Origin of the sequence: Salimicrobium salexigens (assembly GCF_900156705.1) — a bacterium.
In the GTDB taxonomy this organism is placed as follows: Bacteria; Bacillota; Bacilli; order Bacillales; family Halobacillaceae; genus Salimicrobium; species Salimicrobium album.
This window is the reverse complement of record NZ_FTOK01000005.1, coordinates 128,581-151,364: the sequence shown is the minus strand read 5'-3', so window position 1 is coordinate 151,364 and position 22,784 is coordinate 128,581. Positions and strand designations below refer to the sequence as shown.

At 48.5% G+C, this 22,784-nt stretch carries 20 protein-coding genes; 6 read left to right on the top strand and 14 right to left on the bottom strand.

The genetic code is table 11. The annotated features are described in order from the left end of the window. Positions 1 to 77: 77 nt before the first annotated feature. The 4 genes from BW931_RS07700 to BW931_RS07685 all read right to left on the bottom strand — a co-directional run bounded on the left by BW931_RS07700 (position 78) and on the right by BW931_RS07685 (position 5,189). Positions 78 to 1,112 carry a glycosyltransferase family 2 protein gene (locus BW931_RS07700; RefSeq protein WP_076571323.1) on the bottom strand — a complete coding sequence of 345 codons (1,035 nt, stop codon included), beginning with the start codon at positions 1,110 to 1,112 and terminating at the stop codon, positions 78 to 80. A gap of 160 nt (positions 1,113 to 1,272) precedes the next feature. Next, positions 1,273 to 2,532, bottom strand: a complete 1,260-nt coding sequence (locus BW931_RS07695; RefSeq protein WP_076571321.1) for a PucR family transcriptional regulator — start codon at positions 2,530 to 2,532, stop codon at positions 1,273 to 1,275. Positions 2,533 to 2,699: 167 nt separating this feature from the next. Continuing rightward, the gene (gene pruA, locus BW931_RS07690) at positions 2,700 to 4,247 is read right to left on the bottom strand and encodes an L-glutamate gamma-semialdehyde dehydrogenase (protein ID WP_008588312.1); all 1,548 of its coding nucleotides are present in this window, start codon (positions 4,245 to 4,247) and stop codon (positions 2,700 to 2,702) included. 24 nt (positions 4,248 to 4,271) lie between these two features. After that, positions 4,272 to 5,189, bottom strand: a complete 918-nt coding sequence (locus BW931_RS07685; protein WP_076571444.1) for a proline dehydrogenase family protein — start codon at positions 5,187 to 5,189, stop codon at positions 4,272 to 4,274. A 273-nt stretch (positions 5,190 to 5,462) separates the two neighbouring features. On the opposite strand from BW931_RS07685, the gene BW931_RS07680 reads away from it, so the two are divergent. Continuing rightward, on the top strand, positions 5,463 to 6,452 hold the full coding sequence (locus tag BW931_RS07680) for a DmpA family aminopeptidase (protein WP_076571320.1): 990 nt from the start codon (positions 5,463 to 5,465) through the stop codon (positions 6,450 to 6,452). Here the strand turns inward: BW931_RS07680 and BW931_RS07675 are convergent. The 3 genes from BW931_RS07675 to BW931_RS07665 form a co-directional block, all read right to left on the bottom strand. Continuing rightward, positions 6,449 to 7,390 (bottom strand): ArsA family ATPase, encoded by a 942-nt coding sequence (locus BW931_RS07675; protein WP_076571318.1) that lies wholly within the window; start codon positions 7,388 to 7,390, stop codon positions 6,449 to 6,451. The genes BW931_RS07680 and BW931_RS07675 overlap by 4 nt on opposite strands. A 13-nt stretch (positions 7,391 to 7,403) precedes the next feature. Beyond that, on the bottom strand, positions 7,404 to 7,670 hold the full coding sequence (locus BW931_RS07670; RefSeq protein ID WP_008588302.1) for a cory-CC-star protein: 267 nt from the start codon (positions 7,668 to 7,670) through the stop codon (positions 7,404 to 7,406). 141 nt (positions 7,671 to 7,811) lie between these two features. Continuing rightward, positions 7,812 to 9,548, bottom strand: a complete 1,737-nt coding sequence (locus BW931_RS07665; protein ID WP_008588300.1) for a carbon starvation CstA family protein — start codon at positions 9,546 to 9,548, stop codon at positions 7,812 to 7,814. A 261-nt stretch (positions 9,549 to 9,809) separates the two neighbouring features. Here BW931_RS07665 and BW931_RS07660 point away from each other — a divergent pair, with 261 nt between their 5' ends. Together BW931_RS07660 and BW931_RS07655 are read left to right on the top strand one after the other, a co-directional pair. Next, complete coding sequence (locus tag BW931_RS07660) at positions 9,810 to 10,997, top strand: CynX/NimT family MFS transporter (protein WP_076571316.1); 1,188 nt, start codon at positions 9,810 to 9,812, stop codon at positions 10,995 to 10,997. Beyond that, entirely contained in the window at positions 10,954 to 12,207 is a 1,254-nt protein-coding gene (locus BW931_RS07655) for an MFS transporter (protein WP_084193879.1), read from the top strand. Before BW931_RS07660 ends, BW931_RS07655 begins: the two co-directional genes overlap by 44 nt. Positions 12,208 to 12,275: 68 nt before the next feature. On the opposite strand, the gene BW931_RS07650 is transcribed toward BW931_RS07655, so the two are convergent. Next, the gene (locus BW931_RS07650; protein ID WP_076571314.1) at positions 12,276 to 13,931 is read right to left on the bottom strand and encodes an SLC13 family permease; all 1,656 of its coding nucleotides are present in this window, start codon (positions 13,929 to 13,931) and stop codon (positions 12,276 to 12,278) included. 171 nt (positions 13,932 to 14,102) lie between these two features. Between BW931_RS07650 and BW931_RS07645 the strand changes: the two genes are divergently transcribed. Then, on the top strand, positions 14,103 to 15,269 hold the full coding sequence (locus BW931_RS07645; protein ID WP_076571313.1) for a LysM peptidoglycan-binding domain-containing protein: 1,167 nt from the start codon (positions 14,103 to 14,105) through the stop codon (positions 15,267 to 15,269). 48 nt (positions 15,270 to 15,317) lie between these two features. Here the strand turns inward: BW931_RS07645 and BW931_RS07640 are convergent, their stop codons facing one another. From BW931_RS07640 to BW931_RS07615, 6 genes are all read right to left on the bottom strand, one after another. Then, the gene (locus BW931_RS07640) at positions 15,318 to 15,896 is read right to left on the bottom strand and encodes an NUDIX hydrolase (protein WP_076571311.1); all 579 of its coding nucleotides are present in this window, start codon (positions 15,894 to 15,896) and stop codon (positions 15,318 to 15,320) included. A gap of 89 nt (positions 15,897 to 15,985) precedes the next feature. Beyond that, on the bottom strand, positions 15,986 to 16,741 hold the full coding sequence (locus BW931_RS07635) for a LamB/YcsF family protein (protein WP_076571309.1): 756 nt from the start codon (positions 16,739 to 16,741) through the stop codon (positions 15,986 to 15,988). A gap of 4 nt (positions 16,742 to 16,745) precedes the next feature. Beyond that, positions 16,746 to 17,753 (bottom strand): 5-oxoprolinase subunit C family protein, encoded by a 1,008-nt coding sequence (locus tag BW931_RS07630; RefSeq protein WP_076571307.1) that lies wholly within the window; start codon positions 17,751 to 17,753, stop codon positions 16,746 to 16,748. Beyond that, positions 17,750 to 18,451: a 5-oxoprolinase subunit PxpB gene (gene pxpB / locus BW931_RS07625; protein ID WP_076571306.1), complete on the bottom strand. Its 702-nt coding sequence runs from the start codon at positions 18,449 to 18,451 to the stop codon at positions 17,750 to 17,752. Before pxpB ends, BW931_RS07630 begins: the two co-directional genes overlap by 4 nt. Positions 18,452 to 18,475: 24 nt before the next feature. Then, positions 18,476 to 19,699: an NADH:flavin oxidoreductase/NADH oxidase family protein gene (locus tag BW931_RS07620; RefSeq protein WP_076571304.1), complete on the bottom strand. Its 1,224-nt coding sequence runs from the start codon at positions 19,697 to 19,699 to the stop codon at positions 18,476 to 18,478. A gap of 27 nt (positions 19,700 to 19,726) precedes the next feature. Further along, complete coding sequence (locus tag BW931_RS07615; protein WP_076571302.1) at positions 19,727 to 20,797, bottom strand: AI-2E family transporter; 1,071 nt, start codon at positions 20,795 to 20,797, stop codon at positions 19,727 to 19,729. Positions 20,798 to 20,992: 195 nt separating this feature from the next. Between BW931_RS07615 and BW931_RS07610 the strand changes: the two genes are divergently transcribed. Both BW931_RS07610 and BW931_RS07605 read left to right on the top strand, forming a co-directional pair. Continuing rightward, complete coding sequence (locus BW931_RS07610; protein WP_076571301.1) at positions 20,993 to 21,793, top strand: alpha/beta hydrolase family protein; 801 nt, start codon at positions 20,993 to 20,995, stop codon at positions 21,791 to 21,793. Between the two features lie 12 nt (positions 21,794 to 21,805). Further along, the gene (locus BW931_RS07605) at positions 21,806 to 22,732 is read left to right on the top strand and encodes an AEC family transporter (protein ID WP_076571299.1); all 927 of its coding nucleotides are present in this window, start codon (positions 21,806 to 21,808) and stop codon (positions 22,730 to 22,732) included. Positions 22,733 to 22,784 lie beyond the last annotated feature (52 nt).

The following is a 22,784-nucleotide window of genomic DNA, read 5'->3' as shown; positions in this document are numbered from 1 at the left end:
CTTTAAACAAATGATCCGGATAAGAAAAAACGCAGCCCTGACTTATAGGCTGCGACTGTTCCCTTATGAAATTCACCTCACCTGACTATTTTTTTGACTGAGTTCTTCAGACTGTTGAACGGGTGCAGGATCAGTAAAGCCGCTAAAGGAGAGCGGGAAAATAACTTTATGTTGAACAATTTAACAAAAGTATAATGCTGCATGTGGTGGTACTTTTTCCAGAACGAAAAATCAAGATACTCAGATGTCTGCCAGCCCGGAATGCTTTCATTCAGGTACCTTTCCATTTCCATGAATTCACGTTTTCTTTCGGAAAATGATACATCTCTTGAAGAGTACATTCTGTTAAAAAGAAAAGTATTGATTAAAAGAGGTTCCAGCCCCTTTCTTACTTCTCCACCTTCTCTGAAGTAATCCACAAGGCAGTTACATGCTATATACATATGATCGTAAAGTTTCTCGTTTTTACTTACATTCGTCTCGTGACTCAAATCATATACATACAAGGGAGTATTTAAATAATTAACGTGGTCAGCTTCGTGAAGTACTTTAGGTATAGTCGCATGATCCTCGAATCTGAATTTCTTTTCCGGAAAACGGATGACGTCGAAAAGTTTTCTTCTGAAAATTTTGTTGCATGGAAAGTGATCAGTGAGCATCAATTCCCTGTAATCCAAATACTTAAGTTTTAAAGCGACATTTTTCATTTCAGTTCGCGATTTTTTTACAGTGTAACCAAAAATCAGAATGTCCCATTCATTCGTGTCGAGAATTCCTTTCACTTTCCGGCGGGCACCCTCCACTAACAGATCATCCGAATCGACAAACCAGACATATTCCGTCACTGCATGGTCAAGACCCAGATTTCTTGCTACACCCTGCCCCTGATTTTCCTGATGCAGAATGATAAAACGGGTATCTTCCTTATAGGTTTCCATCAAGTATTCGTAAGTCCCGTCGCTTCCCCCGTCATCCACAATAATCACTTTATCCCCTTTTACCGTCTCGGGAAGTAAAGTATGCAGACATTTTTTCAGCAGGTCCACATTGTTAAAAGTGGGGATAATGTAAGAAATATCAGCCACCTGATCACCTTCTTTGTAGTTTTCCACTTCATTTTTGATTTCTTTCGTCGGGTCATGAAGATGTAAAGAGATAAAATCGCTGCCATATTCCCTGCATCCTGATTTCTATGATGTTCCTTTAAGTATATGGTACCCCTCCCGCAATAACAAGACGAAAAAATGAGCGTATGCAGAAGGTTGCATACGCTTAAGAAAGTGCGTTCAGATATCTGTGATAGTAGGAGTCCACGTTGTTAACGAGGAGCAGTTCCATATAGAGATGGGCTTTCATATTGAAATCCTGGAAATCTATGGACGTAAGCTCCTGAATCTGTTTAATCCGGTAGTTCAGCGTATTCGGATGGATATACAACTCGCTTGCCGTCTGTTTCCCTTTCGTATTGTTGGCGAGGTACATTTCAAGCGTACGCAGCAGGTCTGTCTGTTTTTCCCTGTCGTTTTTGATCAGTTTCAAAAGATCTCCACTGTAATAATCGTCGGCACTATTCTTTTCGTAAAGAGCAGCAAGATAGCGATACGTGCCCATCTTCGAGAATTCCCGCGGCATCGTCTCCGGACGGGGCTTAAGAAAACTTGCAACTTCAATCACTTCGAGTGACTCCAGGAAACTTTTCCGTATTTCCCGGAGGGTGTCATACTCTTTTCCGACACCTATCAGAAAACAATAAAATTCCTCTTCTCCGACTTCCGTCTTCACTCTCGAAATAAAAGTGCGGGCTTTACGTAAAGACTCCCCTTCCGATTCTGCTTCCATCAGCAGAACCAGCTGATATTCCGATTTCAGAAAGTACATACGATATTCCTGCTTATACGTCCGCACGATCCGCTCGAGGTAATCCAGCATATACCGGTACCTGCTTTCCGTTACGGAAAAAACTATGACAGAAGCGCGTTCCGGCAGGGAAATTTTGACGAGAGCGGCATCTTTCTTCAGCTGACTTTCAGAAGAATACTCGTGATTGAGCAATTTCCACAATACTTCATCTTTCCGGTTATCTTTTTCGCTCGTCGTTTTATGAAGATCATAGATCATCTTACCGATATAAGGAGTGATGTCGCGGAGAAATTCCATGTCCTTCTCTTCCATCCAGTCGTCCGATTCCTGTATCCACACATATCCTACCGTCTGCCCCATATGCTTTGCTGCAATGACTACCCGCTGTCGGAACCCTATATCTTCGATCGGATGAACGCGAACCGGATGACTGGTACGCTCCAGACGCTGCACGATCCCCTCTTTTTTCAGATGATCTATAATAAACACCGGGCATTTCTTCGATAGTATAGTCTTCTGCTGTGTCTGATCGAATCCATCGAAGGAGGAACTGTAGGATACAAGTTCAAAACTCTTATTTTCGATAATTACAGGCTTCTTCAGCTTCGTACTGATGATTTCGGTTGCCTTGTGAATATCTTCCACCTGCATCAGAAGTTCTTTCCATTCCATTTATTTCTATCCTTTCCCGAACAAGGTTTCGCTCGGTATCATTATACCTATTTTCAAGTGTCAGAAACAAGAAAAGTGCTGATTGTTCAGGAAAATTCCATTTGTCAAAAAATATATCATAAAAAAAGCACCACCCTTTTACAAGGATGGTACTTTCCTTAGTGATACTAGAACATTTCCGAAACTGTTTTAGCCTGCATATGCAGCATAATATAGTCAGGTCCACCGGCTTTAGAATCCGTACCGGACATTTTGAATCCGCCGAACGGCTGGTAGCCGACGATGGCGCCTGTGCAGTTACGGTTGAAGTAAAGGTTTCCGACGTGGAAGTCGTACTTCGCTTTTTCAAGATGAGCACGGTTATTGGAAATGACGGCACCTGTCAATCCGTATTCCGTATTATTCGCTATGTCGATAGCTTCATCGAAATCACGGGCTTTTGTGAAGCAGACGACAGGCCCAAAAATCTCTTCCTGCTGCATGCGGGAATCCGGAGCCAGGTCAGCGAAAATTGTAGGCTCGATGAAATACCCTTTAGAGTTGTCCCCTTTACCGCCTGTAACCAGTCGGCCTTCTTCTTTACCGATGTCGATGTAACTCATCACTTTGTCATAGGCGCTCTGATCCACTACAGGGCCCATGTAGACGTTATCTTCTGTAGCATTCCCTACGGTAAGTTTCTCTGTACGTTCTTTCACCATTTCCAGCACTTCATCATAGACATCTTCATGAACGACAGCACGGGAACCGGAAGAACATTTCTGTCCGGAGAAACCGTAGGCGGAAACGACGATAGCTTCGGCAGCCGTTTCAAGATCGGCTTCTTTATCCACGACCACCGTATCTTTACCACCCATTTCGGCAATAACCTGTTTCAGATGATTTTGGCCTTCCTGGACTTTTGAAGCACGTTCAATGATGCTCGTACCGACAGCACGGGAGCCTGTGAAGGAAATGAGACCGACTTTCGGGTGGTCCACAATCGCATTCCCTACTTCTCCACCGCTGCCCGGAATGAAGTTCAGAACACCTTTTGGAAGTCCGGCTTCTTCAAGCACTTCAACAAATTTGGCTGCGATTACTGCACTGTTGGAAGCAGGTTTCATAACTACAGTATTACCTGCAACCAGTGGTGCTACTGTCGTACCTGCCATAATAGCGAGCGCCAGGTTCCACGGTGGAATAACAGCTGTCACGCCGATAGGCTGATAAATATACTGATTGTGTTCGCCTTCGCGGCTTTCCACGTGTTTCCCTTTTTTCAGTTCTACAGCCTGGCGGGCATAATACTCAAGGAAATCAATCGCTTCTGCCGTGTCGGCATCCGCTTCTTTCCATGGTTTACCTACTTCATAAGCAAGATAGGAAGAAAATTCGTGCTTGCGGCGACGGATGATGGCAGCTGCACGGAAAAGAATTCCGGCACGTGCTTCCGGGTCCCATTTTCTCCAGTCTTCGAAAGCTTCCGATGCAGACTCCACCGCTTTTTCGGCAAGTTCTTTATTCGCTTTGGATACGACCCCTACCACTTCTTTCGTGTTCGCAGGGTTCGTCGATTCTATTTTTGCATCTGTACGGATACGCTCGCCGTCAATTAGAAGATCATGCTGCTTTCCGAGTTCCCCTTTTACATACTTAAGAGCCCCCTCGAAAGCTTCCTTGTTTTCTTTGACTGTAAAATCCGTAAATGGTTCGTGTTTGTATGGCGCTACCATGATACATTCCCCTTTCGATTTATATTATCGTGAAAAGATTCCTTTTACTGCAAAGGCTATATTTGCAGGGCGTTCTGCCAGACGTCTCATATAATAACCATACCATTCCATTCCGTATGGCATATAGACGCGCACAGTGTACCCTTCTTTCGCTAAATCATGCTGCAATTTATTTCTCATGCCGTAAAGCATTTGAAATTCGAAACGGTCTTTTGAAATACCGTGTTCCCTGGCCAGCTCTTTCGTGAAGTTGATGACTTCTTCATCATGACTCCCGACGGCTGTATAGTTGCCGTTAAGCATGTGTTTCTTGACCAGTTGTTTCAAGTTCTTATCTACCATATCTTTATCCTGGAATGCGACAGTTCCGGGCTCCTTGTAAGCACCTTTCACGAGTCGCACGTACGGATCGTATTTGTCCAGTTCGTCCAGATCTCTGTCCGACCGATATAGATAGGACTGGATGACGAGTCCGACGTTCGGATACTTCGCCCGCAGTTCTTTGAAGACATCTATAGTTGCCTGACATCGACCGGAGTCCTCCATATCGATCTGTAAAGTGATGCCGAGTTCCTGAGCTTTATCCAGAATTCGTTCCATATTCCGGATCACCAGTTCGCGGCTTATGTCTAGACCGAGTGATGTCAGCTTCACGGACATCTCACAGGCCAGGTTATGATCAAACATTGTCTGCACCGTTTCCACAGCTTCCCCGGCACGTTCTTTCGCTTCCTCTTCGGAATCCACGAATTCCCCGAGATGATCCACGGTTACTACTAACCCTTCATCATTCAGCTGTCTGATGACCGGAACTGCCTGAGAAAAAGTTTCTCCTCCGACCAGCTTATCGACACCGAATCGGGTTCCGTACTGTTTTGCCAAACGATCGAGTGTTTTATTATTTGATAGAAACAAGAAAAAATTCTTCGTGATGGCTTGCAAATTCAACACACCCTTTCTTTCCTTACCTCCCTGAACTCATGAAGAGTTAGTAGCAGATCTGTTTGAACTGTTAAGAAAATTATAATTCTTGAAAGCGCATTCCTCAACGTGTGCGGACCACAAACATCCGGTGGAGGTTTCATAGTTTAACCACAATAAAACGTATTATGCCGGGAAAGGACAACGGATTGTGAACTTTTTCAATTAATAAGGACAGTCGTTGACTGAAACGCTTATGATAAAATGAAAGAAAGCTGAAGGAGGCGGTAAATAATGGCCAGGTCAGAAGTAACAGGGAAAGGACACAGCAACAGAATAACGGATGTAGAGGGTGTTCTCGTAGGACATGAAACATTGAGCGAAGGATCTGTGCAGACCGGAGTTACAGCTGTACTCCCGCATGGAGGTAATGTATTCCGGGAAAAAGTCACTGCTGCTTCTCACGTAATAAACGGCTACGGGAAAACGTCCGGAATGATGCAGCTGGAGGAGCTTGGAGAACTTGAGACACCCCTTCTGCTAACCAATACATTGGGAGTCGGAAGTTGTTTGAATGCTCTTTTGGACCATGCTCTGGAAGAGAATGAAGAAATCGGGAGAACATCAGGAACAGTCAACCCTGTGGTCGGGGAGTGCAACGATATGTTTCTGAATGATATCAGAAAAAGAAGCATCGATTCCGAACACGCCCGAAGAGCAATCCGCGCAGCCGGCAGAGAGTTCCGGGAAGGATCCGTCGGGGCCGGGCGCGGGATGCTGTGCTACTCCATGAAAGGAGGTATCGGCTCTTCCTCCCGTCTCATCTCAGTCGACAAGGTCACCTACACTCTCGGAGTTCTCGTTCTGACAAACTTCGGAGTAATGAGCGATTTGACGTTCCACGGGAAACAGATCGGGAAGTATTGGGCCGACAAAGTAAAAGCCGAACCCCATGAGGATAAAGGCTCCATTATGATAATCGTCGCAACGGACCTTCCTGTTACCCACAGACAACTTACGCGCATACTGAAACGATCCGTCACCGGACTCTCCCGGACAGGTTCCTTTATCGGCAACGGAAGCGGGGACGTGGTCATCGGCTTTACGACTGCGAAGGATCACCCCCCTCTCCCCGATTATCTGCTGGACGGGCCATTCCGTGCTGTCGGAGAAGCTGTAGAAGAAGCTATATTCCGTTCCCTGCAGAAAGCGGAACCGGTGACCGGAAGAAACGGTTTCACTCCTCCGACCTGGAGTGAACTCATGCGCAAATATCCGACTTAATATTTACTGTCGGTCATCGAGTGACGCAGGTGATCACTGAAGTCTTTCAACTGCGCAAGCGTGGCGATGTCTTCTTCATAAAGCGGGATCTCGACAAGGTGCTGGTCCCGAAAAGTCTTCCGGAGTTCTTTCAGATGTTCTTTTTCCACTTCCCGGCGTTTTTGAAGAAAAGTGCCGTCAGCGTAATCCGGCAACACTTTATTCACGAAAATATCCCGGATGTGGAAACGGTGCTGATGCAACTGTTTAATGGCCTGTTCGGTTTCAAGGATAGAGAGGCGTTCGGGAATCATAACGAATACAAAGTTCGTTTTCTCCTCATCGAGAACGATTTCCCGTACAGCTTCAAATTTCTCCCGCCGTTCCTGGAGGACATCATAAATAGGATCTTCGACAGGTTCGCCGTCATTGAGCAACTGTGTATAATTATCGTTCGTTTTTTTACGCTTCTCAAGCATCCCGTCAATCCAGACAGTCATCATTTCAGGGAGTGTCAGCAGCCGAAGGGTATGGCCGGTCGGCGCTGTATCAAAAATGATATGATCGAATTGTTCGTTCTCCTCCAGGATAATTGCCGTAATCCGGTCGAAGAGAGCCGCTTCTTCTGCACCAGGCGAGGCACTCGCCATGTCAATTTGTCTGTGCACTTCTTCGACCATCTTTGATTTCACAAGACCTTCCAGATTTTTCTTGACCCCTTCGATATAGCGGGCGGATTCTTCATGGGCATCCACCTCCATCCCCCACAGGTTGTCGGTCAGTTTCTTCTTCTCGTGATTAAGCTTCGTATGGAAAATATCTCCGAGGTTGTGGGCAGGATCGGTGGATACGATAAGTGTTTTCTTTCCCTCTTCCGCTCTCACCAAAGCAAGAGCCGCACTCGTCGTCGACTTCCCGACTCCGCCTTTTCCACCGATAAATACAATTTTCTCTTTCATACATCATTCTCCTTCAGCAGCAGCGTATTCCCTCAAGGGGGGATTTTTCCATTCCCATCCGTAAATGCCAGTCGTGATACTTATCAATAATATACGGGTACAGTTCCAGAGTATAGTAGAACGCCGGGTTCGGTATACCAAGCATATCGGAATACAGAAGCAGCAGGAAAAGATCATCCTCGTCCCTTAATTCCCGGGCTATTTCCGTTCGATGCGGCATACTGAGCACTTCTTCGTAGTAATCCACGAGACGTTTGATCATCGATTTACGATCAGGCATAAAATTCTCCTTTCTTTGACTAGCAGAGTTTCGTGCATATCGACATCATTCCCTGATTCTTTGGTCCACACCTTTGTATCATCACTTGCAAATCAAAGAGGAGTCACAAAAGTATTGTGCTCCCCTTCTTTCTGTTATCGATCAGTTACTTTTTTCGACTTTACCTCCATCTTCTTTCATCAGAACAGAGATGGCAGTAATCGTTATCCATATGGCGAATACCATAATAAGAGCGCCGAACGTAAACAGAAGCCAGTCAGATCCTTCCACCCACGGTGCCCAGTCGGTGAGTACCTGAGAAATCATGGCCCAGAGGGTCATGAACATCAGGAAAATCATCGGAATCATCGCCGGCCAGTAATTTCGGCCGAGCCGCTTCAGCCATACGGAAATAAGTAACAGACTGATACCGGCAAGCAGCTGGTTCGACGTACCGAACAGCGGCCATAACAGATATCCTCCGGAACCGAAACCTTTCGGACCTTCCGGAATAAGTGTAAGAGCAGCACTGGAAACGACAGCGACTGTAGTAGCAACATGAGTCTTTGTCAGCGCCGGAACATTATATTCCGTACCCAGTTCGGAGATGATATAACGCATCAGACGCACCGATGAATCGAGTGTCGTAGCCGCAAAGCTTACAACGATTACCGATACGATGGTAGCTGCAGCCTGGGCAGGGATGCCAAGTCCGGTCGCCAGCTGGGCTGCGCCCTGAACGAAAACCCCGAGACCCGCTCCGCTTGCTTCCGCAAAGCCGCTGTACGTGTTTGTGAAATCCCCCGCTGTAGGAAAGAAAGTTACTACGGCTATGATGGAAATCAAAGCGAGCGCCCCTTCCCCTACAGCACCAAGATATCCGACGAACCGGGCATCCGTTTCTTTATCCAGCTGCTTGGATGAGGTGCCGGAAGACACAAGACCGTGGAAGCCGGAAATCGCCCCGCAGGCGATGGTTATAAACAGCAAAGGGAACCAGGATGTATCTGCCGTTCCGTTATTTACCGGCGCAGTGACTTCCGGGTTCGAAAACAGAAGACCCAGATAAAGGATGGCAAGTCCGACAACCAGCTGATGGGAGTTGATAAAATCCCTCGGCTGCAGAAGTTTCCATACCGGCATCGTCGAAGCTATATACACATAAACCATCAGGATAATGATCCAGACGAAGAAAGCCATAGATGTAGCCGAAGCTCCGAAAAGAGAAGTGCTGCCTTCCCCGCCGAAATAGCTGACCAGGTCAATCTGCAGAGCCGGAACATAACTGGCGACGATGGCCGTCAGATACATAACCGCAAGAGCTGCCAGAGACGGCAGAAGCATACTTCCCTGCTTTTTGTATACCGTATAACCAATCCATATGGCCAGCGGTATCTGGATGAATACAGACAGCACCGCGGACGGATTTGTGATGAACAGGTTTGCTATAACCCAGGCGAATACAGCGTTGACCATGAGCACCAGGATAAGAATAATGAATAAAAACAGTATTTTGGCGCGTTGACCGATCAGCGTATTCGCGAGCGTCCCTACTGACTGCCCTTTATGCCGTACAGACAGAACGAGTGTACCGAAGTCATGGACACCTGCCGCAAAAACGGTACCGAGAAGCACCCACAAAAGAGCCGGAAGCCATCCCCAGTACACAGCGATAGCAGGGCCGAGAATCGGAGCAGCTCCCGCAACAGACGTGAAGTGATGTCCCCATAAAACCCACTTATTCGTCGGAACGAAGTCCACACCGTCTTTATATTTATGAGCCGGTGTCGTGTAGTTCGGGTCAAGTTTGTAAATCTTTTCTGCCAAGAATTTAGAATAATACCGATAACCAAGTGCCAGGACAATAATACCGAAAACCGCAAGCCAAATCCCGTTCATCAGCCTTCCCCCTTTAATCATCTTCCGCATCTTTATGTATTCGTTTTCAATATGGATTTAATTATACTACCTTTCCTGAAGAGCTTCAATCTATATTACTGATTTTTCTAAACATTCTTACATAATTTTTCAAACAGCAGCCTATCCCCTTTTCCTCTGTTAAAAATATGGCAGAAACAACGAATTAACGATTCCGGCTCATAGGCAACAGAGGAATCTTCATGCTATAGTAAAGTAAATCAATGGAAAGAAGGATACATAATGAACAACCGTAAATTCTATACTGCCCTGCTCATCCTCGGTATTGTACTCGTGTCGTTTAACCTGCGGCCGGCCATCACTTCAGTCGGCCCCGTGATTGGTCTTATCAGGGAAGATCTGAGTCTTGCCAACTGGAGCGCGGGCCTTTTAACGACGTTACCTCTTGTCGCTTTCGCTTTCACTTCCCCGGTCACCCCGAGAATCAGCGCCAGATTCACAAATGAAATCGTACTGGTCGCCGGAACATTTCTGATATTCGCAGGGGTTGCTGTACGGCTGATTCCGAATACGGCTGTTTTGTTCGCAGGTACTCTGCTTGCAGGTATCGGTATCGCCGTCTGTAACGTTCTGCTGCCGGGAATAGTGAAAGAGAAATTTCCTGACAGAGTCGCTCTCATGACCGGAGTCTACGTTACAACAATGGGAGTATTTGCCTCGGTGGCTTCAGGCGTAAGCATTCCCGTAGCTACAGGACTCGGGTGGGGGTGGACGAATGCCCTGGCGATCTGGGCCGTACCCGCTTTTCTGGCAATGGTCCTGTGGATTTATCTGATTGTGAAAGAACGTAACACCCCACGTAACGGGGAATATTTCGAACTCGACCAGACCAATGTGTGGACGTCCCCGCTGGCATGGAAAATCGCATCATTCATGGGACTGCAGTCGTTTCTCTTCTACGTCACGGTAGCTTGGCTTCCCGAAATTCTGAATGCCGGGGGCGTCAGCATAGCAACTGCAGGATGGATGACTTCTGCCGCCCTTTTCATCGGACTACCTGCGAGCTTCATCGTTCCGGTTATAGCCGAGAAATTCAACGACCAGCGGAAAATGGTGCTTATCCTCGGCACTTTTTCTCTCGCCGGTTATTTTATTTTGTGGATCGGTAACTCTTTTGCTCTGTTGATGGTAAGTATTATATGCATCGGTATCGCCCTGAGCGGCAATTTTGCTCTCGCTCTCGCTTTTCTTGGCATGAGAACGAAGTCGGCCCGGCAGGCGGCAGCACTGTCCGGCATGGCGCAGGCTTTCGGTTATACGCTTGCAGCAGCCGGACCGATGCTCATCGGCCTTCTCTATGATCTGAGCAGCAGCTGGATGCTGCCTGTACTCACTCTTCTGCTCGTTTCTGCAGGAGTCATTCTTTTTGGTATGGAAGCGGGAAGAAACCGATACGTCGAAGAATCTTAACGAGAAGGGAGGGATGACGTTGTCTCTGCAGCAACCCTATACACCCAAGGACAAGAGTTTTTGGCAGATAACACTGAGCCTCACTCTTGCATCCTTTTTTATTTTTGCAAGTATGTATGCCGTCCAGCCGCTGTTTCCCGTCTATGTGGAAGAATTCAATATAAGTATCTCGGCAGCCAGTCTGTCACTTTCCCTGACAATCACCGGGCTGATTGTAGGACTGATCGTTCTCGGTTTCTTTTCGGACCGGCACGGGCGGACGTCGTTCATAAAAGCCTCCGTTGCCGGTGCGACTATTCCTTTTCTGATTATTCCATGGACAGATTCTTTTTTTCTGCTCATCTGTCTGCGGTTTATTCAGGGGGTGGCTCTCGCCGGACTCCCGGCCGCCGCTCTTGCCTATCTGCACGAAGAAATCGACAGCGGCAGTGTTCACGTAGCCACCGCTCTTTACATATCGAGCAACGCCCTCGGAGGGATGGTCGGACGGGTGATGGCAGGAACGATGACCGATTTCTTTTCCTGGCACACGTATTTTTATATGCTCGGGGGCCTTGGTACGGTTATGTTTCTGCTAATGCTCCGTCTTCTCCCCACCTCCCGTTTCTTTGAATCAAGCGAGCTTTCTTTCCGCCACGATCTGCATGGTTTCTCTTATCATCTGAGAAACCCTCGGCTGCTCCTTATTTTTGGTCTTGGAATCATTTTTCAGACGAGTTTCACCGGGGTATGGACTTACCTACCGTTCCATCTGCAGGAAGCCCCATTTTTCCTGTCGCTTGCAAGTATTTCTCTGTTTTATTTCGCTTATGGTCTTGGTGTTGTCGGCTCGCCTCTAGCTGGATGGCTCGCCGGACATTTTCCTCTGAGCAGCGTGCGGCTCACCGGGATTCTTGTACTCTGTATCGGTATTTCCCTTATGCTTTTCGACGCTGTATGGATTATTTCTATAGGCCTTGCCCTTCTCTGCCTTGGGTTCTTTACCGCACACTCCCTGACCGCCTCCTCTATCGGGGATCTCGTCACACATCACAAGGGCAGTGCCTCCAGCCTTTATCTTGTTTCTTACTATATAGGCGTCGTGACCGGAAGTTCAATGCTCGGCCCCCTTTACAATTCACAGGGGTGGCCGGGACTGATGATTTTTCTCGCCCTCCTTCCGCTCATCTATATCGTTATCGTACGAAGCACGGTAAAGATCGGAAATTAGCGGCATGACAAAAAGAAGAAGCATAGAGCGTACACTCCATGCTTCTTCTTTATTTACATCATCGTTATTTAATTTGGATTCTTGAGCATTTCCGGTACTTCGGTCAAATCGATGCCCCATGCCACAGGAAGCCAGAAATAAACGGCGAGGGTTACGATAATGACCCCTACAAAGTTCAAAGCGATACCGGCTTTGGCCATGTCCGGTATGCGGAGATATCCGGAACCGAATACGACGGCGTTCGGAGGAGTAGCCACCGGCAGCATAAATGCCGAAGAGGAAGCTACGCCGGCAGCGATCATAACAGCATAAGGGTGCACCCCGAGCGCTACCGCAAGTGACGCCATGATCGGATACATCATATTCGCCGTCGCCGTATTCGAAGTGATTTCGGTAAGGAAGATCACCATCACCGTCACGGCCAGCAGGACGACGAACAGATTGACGCCTTCAAGTATAGTAAGCTGATTCCCGAGCCACTCGGAGAGGCCCGATGCACTGAATCCTCCGGCGATAGCCAGTCCTCCGCCGAACAGAAGCAGAATGCCCCACGGCAGTTTCACTGCAGTGTCCCAGTCCAAAATCCTTCCTCCCTTTTCGTTCTTCGCGGGAATGAGGAACAGAATGACGGAAGCAGTAAGGGCAATGACAGCATCATTTATGTTTTCGTTCACGAACTCCTGCAGCAGGAAGGAACGGGTGATCCAGGAGAAAGCAGCCAGTATGAATACGACTAGGATCACTTTCTCCTCAAAGCCCGCTCTTCCTATCGCATCTTTCTCTTTCTTAATAACATCCCGGCCTCCCGGTAATGTTTTCAGCTTCAGCGGGTAGGCTACTTTAATCAGGTAAAACCACGCAATGAAAAGGAAGGTCCACGCTACCGGCACACCGAACAGCATCCAGCGTGCGAAGGATATTTCCACGCCGTATAAATCGCCGGCAATAGCAGCGAAAGCTGTGTTCGGAGGCGTCCCGATGAGAGTACTCACTCCCCCGATCGAAGCGGAGTAGGCAATACCGAGCATAAGTGCTTTCCCGAACCCGAAGTTCTCCTTCGATGTATCGATGGAGTCATCGTCTTTCAACTGTTCCGATACCTGGTAAATGATAGCGAGACCTATCGGCACCATCATCATGGCGGTCGCCGTATTGGAAATCCACATGGACAGAAAGCCTGTGGCTACCATAAACCCGAGTATAATCCGCTCCGTATTTGTTCCTATTACGAGAATAATACTTAGAGCGATCCGCTTGTGTAAGTTCCATTTTTCCATGGCGAGAGCTATCATGAACCCTCCCATGAATAAAAAGATCGTATCGTCCCCGTAGGAAGACGCCGTCTCGTCCATCCCGAGACCTCCGGTAAGCGGAAACAGAATGATTGGAAGGAGAGAAGTAAGCGGTATGGGAGCCGCTTCCGTCATCCACCAGCTCGCTACCCAGAGCGTACTTGCGAGTACCGCCTGGGCGTCATCCGACATGCCTTCAGGCTGGAAAAACAAAAGTGTAAGTACAAACAAAAGCGGGCCGATGATCAGACCAATCCATTGAACCTTTGAGTAACTTGGACCCCCATTATCGTCATCCGGCCTTGCACTTCGTTCTGAATCGGTCGCTTTCCCGGTGGAGGTGCCACTGTTATTCGGCTTAACGAAAAAACTGAGAAGTTCCTTGGCCTGGTCGTGCTTTTCCCACAGCCAGTTCCACGTTGCTGATATCATATATTGTCCTCCTATTTCTATGTATGCGTTATCATTTGACGATTATATCAGAAATTTCCCTCTTTTTGTTCTTTTTTTACTTATTAGTAAAACATTCCCGGCGCTTTAAACAGGTAATCTTCTGCGAAAAGGAGTATAATAGAATTACAAATCTATAGTGAGGTGACTGTAATGAGCCGGATAGTGACCATGATCTTCATGACTGTGCTGCTCGTTTTCGGTTCTTTCTCCACTGCCTCTGCTGCAAGTTCCGTGTTCACTATGAAAGGGAACACTTCCTCGAAAACTGTAGCTCTCACTTTCGACGACGGTTCGGACGGTACCAATATCTCTTCCATTCTCAATGTTCTGGACAGGGAGAACGTCACCGCTACCTTCTTTTTGACCGGTTCCGGAGCGAAAAATCACCCCTCCTCCATACGGAGTATCACGCGTGCCGGTCATGAAATTGCCAACCATTCCTACTCCCATCCCGACTTCACTACTATTTCTTCTTCTCAGATGAGAAATGAACTTTCCCGTACGGAAAGTGCTGTTGAATCCATCACCGGCCAGTCTCTTTCTCCTATTTTTCGGGCCCCGTTCGGAGCCGTTAACAGCCGGGTTCTGAACACTGTTGGCAATGCCGGGTATACCCATACTATCCACTGGGATATCGACACTTTGGACTGGAAAGGCTACTCTTCTTCCCGGATATACGACCGTATTATGTCGAATGTCCAGCCCGGTTCTATCATTCTCATGCATACGGGTGCCGGGGCTTCCGGAACGACGAAAGCTATTTCCCGCGCCATCCCTGCTTTAAAACAGAAGGGATACAGTTTCACGACGGTCTCGCAACTGCTCGGCACGACGACAGCTTCCACCCACCGCGTGCAGGCAGGAGACACGCTCTACTCTCTGGCCAGAAGATACGGGACCACTGTGGATGCTCTGATGAAAAACAATAACATTTCGGATGCACGTATGCTTCGTATCGGTCAGGTTCTGCATCTCTCCGGTTCCGGAAACGGAACTGTGGACCCGCCTGCCTCTCAGACTTCCTATACGATAAAACGTGGCGACACGCTTTACAGTATTGCGAGAAGATATAACGTGTCGGTGTCAAACCTTGCTTCTCACAACAACATCTCCAACCCGGCTTATATCCGCACCGGTCAGGTACTGAAAATCCCGGGTACCGCTCAAGTATCCAAAACGCATACAGTCAAGTCGGGGGATACCATGTACCGGATCGCCCTGAACAACCGTGTCACTGTGTCCGCTCTTGCCTCCGCCAACTCCATCTCTTCGCCGTATATCATTTATCCGGGACAGGTGCTGAACATTCCGCGTTAAAAAATAAGTGTGTCCCCCGGTTCACGGGCGGCACACTGTACATATTCTTCATCCTTCAGTTTCCAGAAATTTTTCGACGGCATGAATGAGTCTCGGGTAATACGCGTTGCCGTGAGGTACAAAGTCGTTTTCTTTCAATACCCGCCCTCTCGCTGAATTCACTTCACCCTTATGCCCCTGAAACAGAGCTTTGAAATCCTCCCAGCGTATCCGGTCCATTTCCTTGACCTCTTCCTTCTGCAGGGAGAACTGGGAGAGAGAATGACTGCAGACATAAACATGTTCATGAGCGAATTCCCGGTCGATTCCGATCCACGTATCGAGTACCGCTATTTTTTCCAGGTTTTCATAAGGGATATCAAGACCTATTTCTTCCTTCACTTCCCTTACGCCGTCCGACACAGACTCTTCCGCTTCCAGATGTCCCGCTGCCGTGATGTCATAAAGACCGGGGTAATCCTTTTTTGATGGGCTTCTCCATTGAACGTATACATAGATATCACCTTCGCAGTAACTTAAAAGCCAGCAGTGAAAAACTTCATGCCACTCCCCGGAAGCGTGAGCCTTTTCTCTGTCCATTATTTCTTTGTATTCATACGCGTCCGTAAATACTTTTATGTACTCCATCGTTCTCTCCTCTTACACTTATTGTACTTTTGCTTTTAACTAAAGGCCGGCCGTTCACTGTTTAAAATAAACGGCCGGTCCTCGTCCTGTTATACGTCAGGAGCTTTCATACTTATGTCGTTATCCTCCAGAAACTTACGGATGGAGCGGGTGAAATCCACCGCTTCGCTGTTGTCGCCGTGCACACATACAGAATCCGCCTGTATATCGATAGTCGTTCCTTCCCCGGTTTTTACCCTTTGATGGAGCACCATATCACGGACCTGTTCTAGAGCCTGTTCTCTATCCGTAATTACTGCACCCTTTTCTTTTCGCGGGGTAAGCGTGCCGTCAGGCTGATACAGGCGATCCGCAAACACTTCACTCACTACGGTAAGCCCGGCATTCTTCCCGGCTTTTAACAGCTCACTCCCGGCGAGACCGTAAAGCATCATACCGCCGGCGTCCCGCACAGCTTCCGCTATCGCCTGTGCCAGTTCCGCGTCTTTGGCGGCCGTATTATAAAGAGCCCCGTGAGGCTTCACGTGCTGAAGACGCGTGCCTTCAGCTTCTGCGAATGCCTGCAGTGCTCCCGTCTGGTATAACACGAAATCATAAGCGTCCTCGGGAGTTATATCCATCTTCCTTCTTCCGAACCCGGCCAGGTCCGGAAGACCCGGGTGGGCTCCGACAGCCACATTTTTTTCTGCAGCCATACGTACCGTTTCTTTCATTAAACGGGAATCTCCGGCGTGAAACCCGCAGGCTATGTTGGCCGAGGTCACGTGATCCAGCACTTCCCGGTCTCTCCCTTTATTATACACTCCGAACCCTTCGCCCATATCGCAATTCAAATCGATAGCCATTCTGTTATCCCTCCATTATTTTTCGTTTGACGGATTGTTCACACCGGTACAGCCGGTTTTCGACAGTCAATAACAGTTGCTCAGCCTCCGGGTGAGTGACCATACGGAAACCGATAGTCTCTCCCGGACGCAGCTGTGCTGCCTTCGCACAGTCAACACTGATGATCTGGGCTATTTTCGGATAGCCGCCCGTCGTCTGCCGGTCGGCCAGCAGAATGATCGGTTCACCGTTCGACGGCACCTGAACGGTTCCGAATGTCACCGGTTCCGACAGAATGTCCTGTGATTCCCGGAGCGACAGAGTCACTCCGTCCAGCCTCACACCCATCCGATCGGATTTGCTCCCGGCTTTGTACTTTTCTGTTTCAAACGCTTCTTTACTTCCGGAAGCAAACAATTCATAGTGCCTCCCCGGGAATGCACGCAGTTCTCCGGGACTACCTTCCCGAAAATGCCCGGGCCCGGGGACTCTCCAGGCCGGGTAAGTAAACCCTTTCTCTCTGGAGGACCGACTCAGACAGTCCTTCACCTCTTCGTTCAGATAATTGGGGTCATTTACCGAAAGCACGTCTCCTTTTTCGAGTTTCCTGCCTTTATGCCCTCCGGCGTTCATACTCAGATAGGTAGAGAAGCTGCCGAGAAAATCCTCTCCGACAAAACCTCCCGCTATCGCTACATACGTCCGGATTCCCCTGGCAGCATTGGAAAAATTGAGGATTTCCCCTTTATCTATATATACCGGTCGCCACATCGGTACACGTTTTCCGTTTATTTCCGGTTTCATATCCGCTCCGGCGATGGATATGACGGCCGGTTCCTCAAACAGTAACACGTCTCCCTGAAGAGTCATCTCCAGTACAGCTGCGCCGGCCTCGTTTCCAACCGCAATATTGGCCAACCGGTAAGCGAATGTGTCCGCCGCGCCTCCCGGACTTGCCCCGTATTTCTGATAGCCTCTACGGCCTGCGTCCTGTATTGTCGTCAAAAGACCCGCTTTCTGCACCTGTATCATTCTTCTCCCTCCAGACGGTTATATTCTTCAGAAGAAACAGGGTAAAATTTCACCCGGTCCCCCGGTTGAACGTAGGAGGGAGGGTTTTCGTCCGGACTGAACAGCTTAAAAGGGGTTCTGCCGATAAGCTGCCATCCTCCGGGAGACACTACCGGGTACACCCCGGTCTGCGAACCGGCTATCCCGACCGAACCAGCCGGCAAGCTGGTTCTCGGAGAATCTTTACGGGAAGTTGCAATCCGTTCGTCCATCCCTCCGAGAAAAGGAAACCCGGGAGCGAATCCAAGCATGTATACCAGATACTCGTTTTCGGAGTGACGCTTTATAACTTCCTCTTCCGTCAGCCCATTCTCCCCGGCTACCACAGAAAGATCCGGACCGAATTCGCCTCCGTAACAGACAGGGATCTCCACGGTGCGATGTTCGCTCTTTTCCCGTGGCTCCGTCGTGTCCACGACCTTCTTCAGCACCTCCGCCACCTGTTCATAAGGGGAAGAATACTCAGGGTAAAATGCCAGGGCATCATAATAGACGGCCAGTCCGGTATAAGAAGGTACGATTTCAGATAGCCAGGACCACTCATCTTTCTCCAGCCGGGCTGCGACTGCCTGCACGGACTCATGCGTGTCAGGATCGATTTCATCTCCTAAAGTAATGAACAGGGACTGGTCTCCAAGCGGTTCAATCGTATGTTTCATCGTGAGCTTCCTCTCCCTTCCCTATCATGCTCTCCGTTTTTGAAAAACTCCCGTACCGTTTTCCCAGAGCGCAAGAAGCATGGACAGTTTCGGGGAGAAGCGCGGCTTCGTCGCTTTCCCTTTCCCCATCCTGTGCAGCTGCTGACTGTACCACATCACTTCCATCATTCCGGCTTTGTCTACCGGGGGAATTCCGGTCTTAATGGAGGGGATCATAATGTCATCCATCTCCCCGTGTAAAATTTTACGCGGGATATCCGGATCGACCGCAAGGGGACGGGCCAGACCGATCATATCGGCAGAGCCCGAACGAACTGCTTCGATCATTCCCTCCTTCGTACGAAAGCCGCCGGTCACTGCTACCGGAAGGCTGGTCTGATTCTTCAAGGTATCAGCGTATTCCAGAAAGTAGGCTTCACGCTTCGATTTTTCCGACTGTTTCCCTGTCATTACCGCCTTCTCATATGTGCCTCCGGAAATTTCAACGAGGTCTACACCCAGGTCTTCAAGAGTCCGGATTACGTAAAGAGACTCTTCCTCTGTAAACCCGTCCTTCATGAAGTCGGCACTATTGATTTTCACTCCAATCGGGTAATCCTCACCGACTTCCGCCCGCACGGCGCGATAAATCTCTTTTAAGAAACGGGAGCGGTTCTCGATGGACCCTCCCCATTCGTCCTCCCTGATATTATGTCTCGGCGAGAGGAACTGACTGATGAGATAACCATGAGCAGCATGAATCTGTACTCCGGTGAATCCCGCTTCCTTCGCCAGAGCTGCTGTTCTTTTAAAACGATAGATAATTTCTTCGATACCTGCTTTAGTCAATGCCCGTGACGGGGCGAAAAATTTCTGGAAACCCGCCGGAAACGGAACAGCAGATGGAGCCTGTCCTTCTTTCACAAGCCCCCTCACTACCTGTTTCCCGGGATGATTAATCTGCATCCAGAACTCGTTCCCTTCTTTTTTCCCGGCTTTTGCCCAGCGGCGGAAAACGTCCATACTCCCTGAATCTTCCAGCACCACATTCCCCGGTTCCCCGAGCGCATCGCGTGTAACCATCACGTTTCCCGAGACTATAAGGCCGGCACCCCCTTCAGACCAGCGTTTATACAGTCTTATTAGATCTTCCGCAGGGGTGTTCGACCGGGAAGCCATACCTTCACTCATCGCCGATTTCATAAAACGGTTTCTTATGGTAACTCCTCTGTTTTCAAGAAGCAGAGGCTCCTGCAAATAGTGAATCATACATTCCTCCCCCTTCTTTCAGACGGATCAGCTTTTCGATTCCTGATACATCCGGAAATATCTGTAGAAGTTATAAAGCAGCACCTTGATCACGGAATAGAGCGGTACAGCGATAACCATTCCTATGAATCCTCCGAGCGGAGCGGCTACGATAAGCAGAAAGATGATTGTCAGCGGGTGGATATGCAGACGTTCTCCAAGAACCACCGGAGCTACGATATTTCCTTCCAGCTGCTGTACAACTATTAGTGCTACAATTACGTAAATGACCATCACCGGAGCCTGGGTCAGTGCCACAACAATCGCCGGTATTACTCCCAGTATCGGTCCGAAGAACGGTATAATAGCTGTTACGACCACAAACAGACCGAGAATGAGAGCGTAATCAAGACCAATGATCAGGTAACTGATATACATAAGGACACCATCCACGAAGGCGACGGTCGCCTGACCGATAATATACGCAGCCACAGTCTCGTCGAGTCTCCGGAACAATCTGGTCGCTTCTTCCCTCTTTTCCCCGGAAAAAGGACTGGTGAGAAATGGGACCAGCTTCCTTCCGTCTTTCAGAAAGAAAAACAGTACAAAAGGAATAATGATAATCACAGTCGCTGCTCCTGCTACTGTTGAAAACGTTTCAGCAAAATGTTCACCTATATCCTGTCCAAGACTGCTGGCGTATTTACTGACCTGCTGTTTCAGGGAACTTGTAGAAAGCATTCCCATGTCTTTACCTTCAAGACCCTTCCTTGCTTCTTCCGCAGTCTTGCTCAGCTGATCCGGCAGCTTCGAGATATTCTTCGCCTGTTCCTCAATAGTGGATGCAAGCAGACGAACGCCCGCTGCAATCAACCCTCCGACTGTTGCAAACAGAATAAGAATAGAGGCGAGAAGCGGTATCGATAATTTCCTCGACAGCCATTCCACTACCGGTCTGGTAAGATAAAAAAGAAAACCGGCGATCAGTATCGGATAAAACAGCGTCTGGAATAACGTAAGAAATGGACTGAATATATTTAAAAGCTGCATAAAATAAATGGTAATCAATAATAAAATTAAAGCCGTAATGTATTTGAAATACGGGTGTCTCCACCACACATATATCACTCCTTCCCCTTGATTTTTCACTTAATGAGGTCTTATTAAACCGGAAAAGCCCGGCTTTTTCAACCGGAAATACCGCGCAGTTATAAGTGTTCATATCTGAGCGGGAAAAGAGATGCAAGTTTCTCTGTCAGATGAGTTTTCTAAACGGCTGAAGAAGTGTAGTATTTCTAAAGAGAGGTGAAAAACATGCAAAGAATTTACTACGGAGAAGATATATACCAGTACGGGGAGCTCATGCTCCCGGAAACACCTGCCCCTCATCCGGTGGTCGTCCTTATACACGGGGGGTTCTGGAAGGCGGATTTCGATCTCGACCTCACCCGGGAAATAGCGATGGACCTGACTGCTGCCGGCTGGGCCACTTGGAATATCGAGTACAATAGAATCGGTCAGAATGGAGGAGGGTGGCCCGGAAGTTTCCGGGATGTGGCGGATGCTACGGACCATCTGATCCACATTGAACACGAGTATCGTCTGGATCTGGATCGCGTCGTCACACTCGGTCACTCAGCCGGGGGCCATTTCGCCCTCTGGCTTGCAGGCCGGCACAGACTTCCCGACACGAGCGATCTTTTCAAAGAAACCTTTCTGGAACCGGGAGCCGTGGTCAGCCTTGCCGGCATCAGCGATCTTTCCATGATGCATATGATCCACGCTTTCCGTGACCAGGAACTCGCGAAACCTGCGGACAATCCGACTGCGGAACTTATGGGGGGAAGTCCTTCGGAAGTACCGGATCGCTACAGGGACGGGTCTCCGAAAGAGCTCCTTCCTCTTTCCACTGCGCACATTCTCTTTCACGGCTCCCTCGATGTGAACGTTCCCGTCGGTATGAGTGATGATTATTACGAATGGGCGGAGAACATCGGGGACCCTGTTAAATATATCAGGCTTACGGATACGGAACACTTTATGTTTATGGACCCCTCCACGAGAGCCTGGAAGAAAGTGAAAGAAGAAATGGAATTACTGTTGAAACATCTGTAAGGAGGGGATTCTATGGCAGAACTGCTGACGATTCTTCTGGACATTCTCCTCCCTGTCTTCATTATCATGGGAATCGGTTTTATACTTGAGAAAAAATTCGATCTGGATTTGAACACGTTGGCAAAATTGAATATATACTTTCTCGTTCCGGGTTTCATATTCGTAAAATTATATGAAACGGAATTCGCCCCGGGGAAATTTCTTGGCGTCATCGGCTTCATCGGCCTGTACGTATTGCTGCTTTTTGTCATTACGAGAGTATTCACCCGACTGCAGGGGATGGACGGAGCGAGGGCGACGACAGTATCCAACAGCGTCATCTTCTTCAACTCCGGCAATTACGGCGTGCCGGTGAATGACCTCGTTTTCAAAGGAGATCCATTCGCCATGTCGATTCAGGTCGTCGTTCTGACGATGCAGAACGTAATCACCTTTTCCTACGGCATCTTCGCTCTGCAGTCCATTCACATCGGGAAATGGAGAGCGATGGCCGGATATTTCAAAATGCCCGTCCTCTATGCTCTTCTTGCAGGCATTCTTCTTAATGCCGGAGATATTGCTGTACCTGCCTTTCTCTGGGTACCATCCACCTACATAGCCGATGCGATGATAGCGATTGCTCTCGTCATGCTTGGGGCCCAGGTGGCAAAAATTAAGTGGACGACAAATTTCTCTTCCGTTTATCCGAGTCTGTTCCTGCGTCTTCTCGCGGGACCGCTCCTCGCTCTTGGTATGATTTACGTATTCGGGCTTAATGGTGTGACAGCCCAGGCACTCTTTATTGCTTCCGCAATGCCCACCGCCGTCAACAGTGCCGTCATTGCCCAGGAATACGAAAATTATCCCGAGTTCGCGGCCCAGATCGTTCTTTTGTCCACTCTCTGTTCAGCGGTGACGGTTACGTTCGTTATTTATGTGTCGCGGATTATCTGGGGATAAAAAAAGCAGGAAGATGAACCGGGATACACGTTCTTCTTCCTGCTTTTTACGC

Excerpts from the sequence above, each read along its gene's own strand:
- BW931_RS07695 (WP_076571321.1), bottom strand. The coding sequence starts at position 2,532 with ATGGAATGGAAAGAACTTCTGATGCAGGTGGAAGATATTCACAAGGCA.
- pruA (WP_008588312.1), bottom strand. The coding sequence starts at position 4,247 with ATGGTAGCGCCATACAAACACGAACCATTTACGGATTTTACAGTCAAA.
- BW931_RS07680 (WP_076571320.1), top strand. The coding sequence starts at position 5,463 with ATGGCCAGGTCAGAAGTAACAGGGAAAGGACACAGCAACAGAATAACG.
- BW931_RS07675 (WP_076571318.1), bottom strand. The coding sequence starts at position 7,390 with ATGAAAGAGAAAATTGTATTTATCGGTGGAAAAGGCGGAGTCGGGAAG.
- BW931_RS07670 (WP_008588302.1), bottom strand. The coding sequence starts at position 7,670 with ATGCCTGATCGTAAATCGATGATCAAACGTCTCGTGGATTACTACGAA.
- BW931_RS07665 (WP_008588300.1), bottom strand. The coding sequence starts at position 9,548 with ATGAACGGGATTTGGCTTGCGGTTTTCGGTATTATTGTCCTGGCACTT.
- BW931_RS07660 (WP_076571316.1), top strand. The coding sequence starts at position 9,810 with ATGAACAACCGTAAATTCTATACTGCCCTGCTCATCCTCGGTATTGTA.
- BW931_RS07650 (WP_076571314.1), bottom strand. The coding sequence starts at position 13,931 with ATGATATCAGCAACGTGGAACTGGCTGTGGGAAAAGCACGACCAGGCC.
- BW931_RS07645 (WP_076571313.1), top strand. The coding sequence starts at position 14,103 with ATGAGCCGGATAGTGACCATGATCTTCATGACTGTGCTGCTCGTTTTC.
- BW931_RS07640 (WP_076571311.1), bottom strand. The coding sequence starts at position 15,896 with ATGGAGTACATAAAAGTATTTACGGACGCGTATGAATACAAAGAAATA.
- BW931_RS07635 (WP_076571309.1), bottom strand. The coding sequence starts at position 16,741 with ATGGCTATCGATTTGAATTGCGATATGGGCGAAGGGTTCGGAGTGTAT.
- BW931_RS07630 (WP_076571307.1), bottom strand. The coding sequence starts at position 17,753 with ATGATACAGGTGCAGAAAGCGGGTCTTTTGACGACAATACAGGACGCA.
- pxpB (WP_076571306.1), bottom strand. The coding sequence starts at position 18,451 with ATGAAACATACGATTGAACCGCTTGGAGACCAGTCCCTGTTCATTACT.
- BW931_RS07620 (WP_076571304.1), bottom strand. The coding sequence starts at position 19,699 with ATGATTCACTATTTGCAGGAGCCTCTGCTTCTTGAAAACAGAGGAGTT.
- BW931_RS07610 (WP_076571301.1), top strand. The coding sequence starts at position 20,993 with ATGCAAAGAATTTACTACGGAGAAGATATATACCAGTACGGGGAGCTC.
- BW931_RS07605 (WP_076571299.1), top strand. The coding sequence starts at position 21,806 with ATGGCAGAACTGCTGACGATTCTTCTGGACATTCTCCTCCCTGTCTTC.